The organism is Gammaproteobacteria bacterium (assembly GCA_013696315.1).
Classification (GTDB): domain Bacteria; phylum Pseudomonadota; class Gammaproteobacteria; order JACCYU01; family JACCYU01; genus JACCYU01.
This window is the reverse complement of sequence record JACCYU010000234.1, coordinates 1-8,286: the sequence shown is the minus strand read 5'-3', so window position 1 is coordinate 8,286 and position 8,286 is coordinate 1. Positions and strand designations below refer to the sequence as shown.

The 8,286-nt window shown below is 60.3% G+C and carries 9 protein-coding genes; 1 reads left to right on the top strand and 8 read right to left on the bottom strand.

The window, feature by feature from the left end; all coding sequences use genetic code 11:
* From H0V34_13795 to H0V34_13780, 4 genes are all read right to left on the bottom strand, one after another.
* On the bottom strand, positions 1-399 hold a 399-nt coding region (locus H0V34_13795), incomplete at its 3' end, for a type II toxin-antitoxin system HicB family antitoxin (protein ID MBA2492712.1).
* Between the two features lie 467 nt (positions 400-866).
* A complete protein-coding gene (locus H0V34_13790; GenBank protein MBA2492711.1) occupies positions 867-1,892 on the bottom strand; it encodes a methylenetetrahydrofolate reductase in 1,026 nt (341 codons plus the stop codon).
* A gap of 149 nt (positions 1,893-2,041) precedes the next feature.
* Positions 2,042-2,506, bottom strand: coding sequence for a methylenetetrahydrofolate reductase C-terminal domain-containing protein (locus H0V34_13785; GenBank protein ID MBA2492710.1), 465 nt, complete (start codon positions 2,504-2,506; stop codon positions 2,042-2,044).
* A 76-nt stretch (positions 2,507-2,582) separates the two neighbouring features.
* Positions 2,583-3,905, bottom strand: coding sequence for an aminomethyl transferase family protein (locus H0V34_13780; GenBank protein ID MBA2492709.1), 1,323 nt, complete (start codon positions 3,903-3,905; stop codon positions 2,583-2,585).
* 345 nt (positions 3,906-4,250) lie between these two features.
* On the opposite strand from H0V34_13780, the gene H0V34_13775 reads away from it, so the two are divergent.
* The gene (locus H0V34_13775) at positions 4,251-4,589 is read left to right on the top strand and encodes a hypothetical protein (GenBank protein ID MBA2492708.1); all 339 of its coding nucleotides are present in this window, start codon (positions 4,251-4,253) and stop codon (positions 4,587-4,589) included.
* 13 nt (positions 4,590-4,602) lie between these two features.
* Here H0V34_13775 and H0V34_13770 read toward each other — a convergent pair whose 3' ends face one another.
* From H0V34_13770 to H0V34_13755, 4 genes are all read right to left on the bottom strand, one after another.
* On the bottom strand, positions 4,603-5,181 hold the full coding sequence (locus H0V34_13770; protein ID MBA2492707.1) for a hypothetical protein: 579 nt from the start codon (positions 5,179-5,181) through the stop codon (positions 4,603-4,605).
* Between the two features lie 543 nt (positions 5,182-5,724).
* Complete coding sequence (locus H0V34_13765) at positions 5,725-6,252, bottom strand: hypothetical protein (protein ID MBA2492706.1); 528 nt, start codon at positions 6,250-6,252, stop codon at positions 5,725-5,727.
* An 18-nt stretch (positions 6,253-6,270) separates the two neighbouring features.
* Positions 6,271-6,630 (bottom strand): cation transporter, encoded by a 360-nt coding sequence (locus H0V34_13760; protein ID MBA2492705.1) that lies wholly within the window; start codon positions 6,628-6,630, stop codon positions 6,271-6,273.
* A gap of 224 nt (positions 6,631-6,854) precedes the next feature.
* The coding region (locus tag H0V34_13755; GenBank protein ID MBA2492704.1) for a copper-translocating P-type ATPase at positions 6,855-8,286 on the bottom strand (1,432 nt) is incomplete at its 5' end.

Below are 8,286 nucleotides of genomic sequence, written 5' to 3'. Positions count from 1 at the left end.
AGCCCGCGGCTGTACCGCGTCGGCTGCAGCGCCTTGTTGGGTTTCGTGACTTGCAGATTCGCGGCGCCCCAAACTCTCCGCGAGAAATGCGGATACCAGCGCGTTCATGCTCACACCTTCCTGCTTGGCGCGGGCCGACAAGCGAGCATGAATGCTTCGCGGTACGCGGGCGATGAACTTTCCACTCGGGGCCTCGCCCGGCTTTGGAATTTCTCTTCCGGACTCCTGCATGGCCGCGACCCACGCGACAACAGCATCCTTTCCATTGCCAATGGCCTCTTCAGGCGTTTCGCCGTCGGAGATGCAGCCGGGCAAATCAGGAAATGTAATCAACCAACCACCGCCTTCCTCTTCAGAAAGCGGGCGCATTTCAAAAGAATAGTCAAAGGCTTTGCTCATGTCTCTGCTCCGATGTCATCAATCAGAGCAAGGAACTGATAAATGTAAACCGGCTTGATGGGCCGCTTGAACGGCACCGTGACCGCGATCTATGAATCCGGGTGGAGGAATACAAAATGGCTGCCGCCAGTTTTCCGTACTTCGATGCCGTAGCGTTTTGCCACCGTCTCTAGCGGCTCCATCCGCCAATCCCGCGGATTGGCTCGCATCCGGTCTACAAGCTTCCCAGCCTTGCTCATGGAGCATCACGATACTACGAGCAGTATCGTGTGGCAAGGGGGCGGAGAGGTAGTGGATGAAGCCCAACGCTAATTAGACGACAGAAATCGTGGCCCCTTCAGCAGCAATCGACTGGCAAAGTTTTTTGCCTGCTCATGCAGTTACGCAATCTGGCGAATTATTGGTAAGCCTAAAATTCATAGGGTCTTACTCAGTAAACATCGCGTGGGTAGTAAGGCCGCTGATTTTCACTTAGCGCTTGCGCTCAGGCATGCTTGTGTCGCGTCACACTCCGGGAACCAGCACACCCGTCCCTCCAGCACGTCGGTGCGTTCGATGATCTCGGCGATGGTGTGCTCCTGGTGGTAGGCCATGACGTGGATGCCGGCCACACCTTCGATGTCTCTAATCTCGCGGATGATTTCGATTGAGATCTGCTTGCCCTCGTCTTGTGGATTCGAAGCCCGTTCCAGACGTTCGATCACTGCATCGGGGATGTGCACGCCGGGCACATGATTGCGTATCCAGCGCGCTGCTTGTGCCGATGACAGCACGCCTACGCCGACCAGAATAAACACCTGTTTGTGTAGATCGAGCGCGCGCACTTCACGCATGAATTCATTCAGGCGCGGAGCATCGAAGCAATACTGCGTCTGGATAAACTGCGCGCCGGCGGCGATCTTTTTGTTGAGCTTCAACACCTGATAATCGTGCGGTGGCACGAAGGGATTGGCGGCGGCGCCGATGAACACGCGCGGCGGAGTAGCGAGCTTACGGCCGGTGAGCAAACGCGATTCGTCGCGCATGATGCGCACCGCGCGCAGCAGCGACACCGAGTCGAAATCGAATACCGGTTTCGCCTCGGGTTCGTCGCCGGCCTGCACGCCATCGCCGGTGAGACAAAGGATGCTGGCGACACCCATCGCGGCGGCGCCCAGCACATCGCCCTGGATGGCGATGCGGTTGCGGTCGCGGCAGGAGACCTGCAGGACCGTGCTGTAACCGACGCGACTTAACAGCGCGCACACGCCGACGCTGGACATGTGGCAGTTGGCGCCGGCGCCGTCGGTTGCATTCATGGCGTCGACGAAACCATCGAACACGCGCGCTCTTGCGTAGACTTCTTCCGGGTCGGCCGAATCGGGTGGCGACAGTTCGGCGGTAACCGCGAAATTCCCCGCGCGCAGCACACGCTCCAGGCGCCCCGGCGATGAATGTCCGGGACGGATTGATAGAGGTGTCCCGCGCTCCGGTGGTTCGTCGTTGAATGTCATGGTGACAGGCGCATTAAGACGCTGGCCAGTCCGCTCAGTTTGTCATCCCGAGGAGCAGCGCGACGAGGGATCTTGTTCCGACGTAGAAATCCATGCTCATATTCACAGCGACCACGCAGGATTTCTCGCTTGCCCTCGAAATGACATGCTCAGAGACTCCCTGCACGTTGTTCACCTTTCTCGCGCGCGACTCGCAGCCACGCTGAGCTGTTCTGCAGGCGCCAGTCGAGTTGTATCTGTACGGACTCGATGGCCGCGCCCTCGCGCATGCGCTGACTGCCCGTCCAGGCTTCGACCCACACGCAGCGCATGTCGGGTTTGACCTCGCAGAAACCGTCCGGCCGCACGCCGCCGCAAGGGCCGTTACGCATATTCTTGGGACAATTCATCGGGCACGACATGCCGGTGTTGCTGAGCACACAGCGCCCGCACATTCGGCAGTCGAACAGAAAGCCTTTGACGACTTTCTCCGTCGCCGCAACCGGCTGTTCGAGGCGCTGATAGCCGATGCGCTCGAATAGCGGATGCAGCCGGATCAGGACTTTCTCAAAACATTGGTAAAACGCTTCGAGCAGGCGCGCATGGCGCACCGACCAGAGACGCGCGTGATACATGGTCAAGCCCCCCACCCTGGCCCTCCCCCACGGCAGGGGAGGGAATGGCGTGTTGCCTGTTAAGGCGTTGTGCGAGCTAGGACTTCGGCAGTTTCTTGGCCGCGTCGAAAAACGGAAACTTGCAGACCTTGGCCTCGACCGACTGCGCGCCTTGCTCGCGTTCGATCGCAACCAGGCCGCCGGGCGCATCGTGCGGCGCGTTCATCATGGCCAGCGCGATGTTGCAACCGACCTTGGGTGAATACCAGGCGCTGCTTACATAGCCGACCTGCTGCTGGTTCGCGGTGTCGCTGACCTGCCAGAAATCCGGAATATACCAGGTGATCGGTTCGCCGCCGAAATGCAGACCCACGAGGCGCCGCGACACGCTCTGGTTCGCAATCGCGAGCAGAGCCTGCTTGCCGATGAAGTCGGGCTTGGTCAGATCCACCTGCCAGTCGAGGCCGACTTCGAACGGGTTGGTCTCGATATCCATGTCCTGACCATAAGAAAGGATGCCGGCTTCCAGCCTGCGAATATGGCTGGGCGCGATCACCTGCAGATTGAATTCCTTACCCGCGTCGATGAGACGGTTCCACAGCCGGTCCGCGTTGACGGTCGCATCGCGCAGGTAGATCTCGTAGCCGACCTCCGCCGAGAAACCGGTGCGTGAGACGATGACGTCCATGCCGCCGAGTGTGGTCGGCCACAGGCCGTAGTAGGGAATGTCCAGCACGCCGTCACCCAAAAGTTTCTGCATAAGCGCTTTGGACTTCGGACCCTGAATCTGCAACGGCGCGACATCGAGCTCGGTGATCTGTACGTCGTAGCCGGCCATGTAGTTGACGCCCTGCGCCCACAGCAGCACGTCGGAGTCGGAGATCGACAGCCAGATTTCGTCTTCGGCCACTCTCAGCAACACCGGGTCGTTGATGATGCCGCCGTGCTCGTTGCACAGAATCACGTAGCGCGCCTGGTTGACCTTGCATTTGTCGGTGAGCTCGCGTGTCACCAGCAGGTTGGCGAACGCCAGCGCGTCCGGGCCCTTGATCTGAAGCTGCCGCTCGACAGCGACGTTCCACAAGGTCACGTCGTTAGTGAGATATACATATTCCTTGAGCAGACCCCCGTCCTCGGGTTTCACATAGGCACGCGGGTGATACATGTGGTTGTAAACTTCGTAGGCGTAGCAGCCGTGGCGCTGCGACAAGTGCCAGTAAGGCGATTTGCGAATGCGGGTGGAGATCGCTATGCGTGCGCCGCTGTCGCCGCTCTGACGCAAGTTGACGGGTACGCCGCGTTGACCGTTAACCAGTAACCGATCGCTGTAATCGTCGTCAACCACGACCAGATGCGGGTCGGCGCCAGCCTGGGTAACAACTGTGCTGTAATCAGATTCCACTGGTTCGATGTGCTCCATGATGTCGTTCCTCTACTCGGTTGTAGTGCCCAAAAAACTGGGTGAAGCACATGTTTCCCCCCTCCACCCTACACAATTGAGATTTTAATTGCGCGCCGCCCGCGTTACGTCTTAAAAGCGACTTGCATCGATCTAACTGAGACACTGTACCGACATTTGCCCAAATTTTTGCCCCAGAAGCCGCGACATAGACCGCCGCGTCAGGCGCCGATCGGGCGGCGAACGATTATCGATGTGTATTTTTCCATGGCGATGGCAGGCACGCCAGAGTCGCATTCAAGATAGAAACCAGCCGTGGTACGACTAGACTTGCAGAGTATTAAATACAGGAAAAGCACACTTGCCATGTTTCCATTAAAGGCGGAATCCATTGCATCTCATCTTGTGCGCGCCGCGGATGCCCCGGCGTTAAGTCGCTTCACCGTTTATCACGCGTGTCTCAATGGCGAGATGCGCGGCGAGGTGAGAAGCGTCGTGCCGTCCTGGCGGTTACTGGAATTCCTGCGCGGGATTAAATTGCTTAACGTGTACAGCAGGATCGGCGCGCTCCGCAACGGGGACTTTTTTGAGTTCAGCGCCTACGTACATGGCGAGCGCCTGAACCTCGCGATCAGGACCGCCGAATGGTCTATCTTCTCCAATGCAACTGCCACCGCTGGCGCCAGGGCGACGAGCCTCAAATAAACTCTTGCCAACGTCATCGCGCGGGAAAAGCCGATGTCGGCGCGGACGATCCGGCGCGCGGTTGCGAATGAGCGTCACCGCAAGCACCAGCACCAGCACCAGCACCAGCACCAGCATGGGATACAGAGGAGGAAAATCGGTAAAGTTGCTCCAGCGCAAGCTGGCTGCGCAGCAGGCCGATGACGAATGCGCCCAGGCCCACGCCGACCATCAGCGCGGCGATGATCATCGACGACACCCATGCGACGTGTTGCTCGAAGCGTCTGGAGATGAGCCCGATGGTCAGCGGAAAAAACGCGGAGCACGCGAGCCCCGCGAGCGCGAACAGGCCGATGCCGAGCGCGGGTGTGTTCGCGTACGGCAGCGCCAGGAACGCGCAAATCATCAGCACGGGCAGCACCAGCCAGATGCGCTCGGCCGGCAGGCGCAGCACCGCGATCGACACCGTCAGACGGCCCGCCACCATCGCCGCCCAGAACACCGACAGCGCGGCCGCGGCCACGGCCATCGGCAAGCGCTTGGTTTCCTGCAGATAGATCACGGCCCAGTTGTAGAACGTCCCTTCCGCAAACGCGTACAGAATCGCGATCACAAAAAAACATCCAGATACTGCTGCTGGTAATTGGCCGCTCGACCGGGGCCGGCGCCGCGCCCGCCGTAGCCTCGGTAGAGCGAAGCGAAACCCGGGATGCCGATTCTGGATTCCCATTCTCGCGATCTGCGTCGTTACTATCCGACGCCGGCGTAGCGGCTGCTGGCGCCGTGTCCGGCCACCTGAGCCACAGCACAGAGGCATCTCTATCAGCACGGTGCTACTCGCGGCGTTTCCAGCGCCGCGCCCACGGCATATTGCCGCTGACGCGAAATACTGTTGCCGTCAACCGACGACATCACGGTTTCCATCCAAGCCTGACACAAGCTAAATGCTAATATTTAAGCCGTTTTTCTTTACGAACGATGCTGCCGGCGTGGTTGGCCTGTCATTTGCAAACACCCTGTTAGGACGCACGACAGGACCAATCGCCATGAATCGATCGATGCAAACCGCCACCAGCCGCACCGCGCAGTCAATGCCCCAACCGGGACCAAGTGTCGTCTATCGCAGCCGTTCCGCGCAAAGACGGCTTGCGCGAACCTACCCATCGACGGTTGATCCCGACGAGATTCTGCGAAATCGCCGGCTCACCGCAGGGTCTTTGCTGACGTACCGCGAATAATCGCGCACCCGGCGGGAATCGCCGCGTGCGAACCTTGCATTGCGTAACCTCAACCACGCACGGTGAAAATAGCGGCCAACAGAAGCGCTCCCGGCTATGTCGCTTACTCGCAGTTCAACAACCGAAACACTTCGTGGACCGCGTCTGCGCCCGGCGGGCAGCGCCACCAATTTGAATGTCCAGCTTTGAAATGCCCTGGCTTCAGTGAAATCAGTAAACAGGCTAAGTAGCCGTCGGCCATCCGCCTCCTCCTTCAGTTGCTCCCAGTTCAGGAGGCCGACTCGGAAGCGATCCGGAACATCCGGGTAAGCGTCTGCGGCGCGTGAGCTTACCGCCAGCAGTGTCATCAGCACGGTGACCACGAACGACGCGAACAACAGGTGCAGCGCACACCTATGCGCCGGAATTTTCGCGCACCGGGGAACCAGCCCGTTTACCACCGCCATTCCGACACGCTCCCGACGCTAGTAGGCATCGATGCCGCGATCCGTTCCATTACGCTGACCGCTGCAACAGCCATGGTTACTGGGCGCCGTACCTGCGGACGTGAACCAAATATACCTCAGCCCTGCCCCCCCGTGCGCGTAGCGGCGTGCATAAACATAAGCGAACGCGGCGATCCCGAGCGCGGTGGCGTGCGAACCCATATGCAGCCCGTCGGCCAGCAGTGCCATGGAACCGTAGACCAGGCCGGCGGTGATTTCGACGAGCATCGTGACGATGGTCAGGCCAATGACGATCCACGTGCGACGTTCGCCCGGCCTCACCGCCTCCTGGCCAAAGGTATGGACGTGATGGCATTCGCTCATGTGGTGCTGATGCATGTGTGATGGAAGTTCAGGATTGGTGTCATTTCGAAGCGAAGCGAGAAATCCTAGGCGGTAAACGGGCGAAGCGAGAGACCCTTCACTTCGTTCGGGACGGCAAAGCCGGATTTCTCCCTTCCGTAGAAATGACAGGCGGCAAGTTAATCAGAGGTCCTTGGCCTCAAGCAAGCTGATCCCTTTGCTCATAGCCAAATGGCCATTCGACCGAAGACACAGCGCCGTCAAAGCTCGGCGTGGCGCAGCCGCAAAGCATTACCGATGACCGACATCGAGCTCAGGCTCATCGCGGCGGCGGCAAGCATCGGACTCAACAGAATGCCGAACACGGGATACAACACGCCGGCCGCGATCGGCACCCCCAGCGCATTGTAGATGAATGCGAAAAAGAGATTCTGACGGATGTTGCGCATCGTTTTGCTGCTCAGGCGTCGCGCGCGGGCGATCGCGCGCAGATCGCCCTTGATCAGAATCACGCTCGCACTTTCCATCGCCACATCAGGGCCCGTACCCATTGCAATGCCGACCTGCGCCTGCGCGAGCGCCGGTGCATCGTTGATGCCGTCGCCGGCCATGGCGACGATGCGTCCCTGATCCTGAAGCTGTTTTACCAGCCGGCACTTATCCTCCGGCCTCACGTCAGCGTGCACCTCATCGATCCCCAACTCGCGCGCAACGTGGTCGGCGGTGACGCGGTTGTCTCCCGTTATCATGACCACGCGAATGCCCTCGTCCCGCAATATTCGCAAGGCCTCGTGCGCCGTAGGTTTGATCGGATCGGTGACGCCGATCAGACCCGCGGGCCGTCCATTAACCGCTACCAGGATTACGACCTGGCCCTGACCACGCAAGGCCTTCGCGCGTCCGGTCAATATTTCGGGGTCAACCTTGGCCTCCTGCAACAGGCGATGGTTACCGATCAGTATCTCGCGACCGCCGGTCGTGCCGCGAATCCCCTGACCCGTGATGGACTGAAAATCCTTCACCGTGCTGACATCAACACCGCGCTGCTGCGCTCCGGTGACGATGGCCGCGGCCAGCGGATGCTCGCTTGCGCGCTCCACGCTCGCGACGAGACTCAGAAGCTCGTGGTCGTTCCAGTCATTCACGGTCTCCACCGTTTGCAACTCGGGCCGCCCCGCGGTGAGCGTGCCGGTCTTGTCGACTACCAAAGTGTCAACCCTATCCAGAGTTTCCAGGGCTTGCGCTTCCCGGATCAGCACGCCTTCGCGCGCGCCGCGGCCGACGCCGACCATCACCGAGATGGGCGTTGCCAGACCCAGCGCGCAGGGACAGGCGACGATCAATACCGACACCGCCGCGACGAGCCCGAAGCTGTATGCAGGCTCGGGCCCGATAAGGCTCCAGACGGCAAACGTCACCAGCGCCACGGCGAGGACCGCGGGCACGAACCAGGCGGAGACTCTGTCCGCGAGGCGCTGAATGGGCGCATGAGTGCGTTGCGCATCGGCCACCATCTGCACGATCCGGGCGAGCAAGGTATCGGCGCCTACCTTTGCGGCGCGCATCACGAAGCTGCCGGTCTGGTTCACGGTGCCCCCGGTCACGGCATCCTCCGGTCCTTTTTCCTGCGGCAACGGCTCACCCGTGAGCATGGATTCGTCGATGGTCGTGGTGCCCTCGATGACCTCGCCA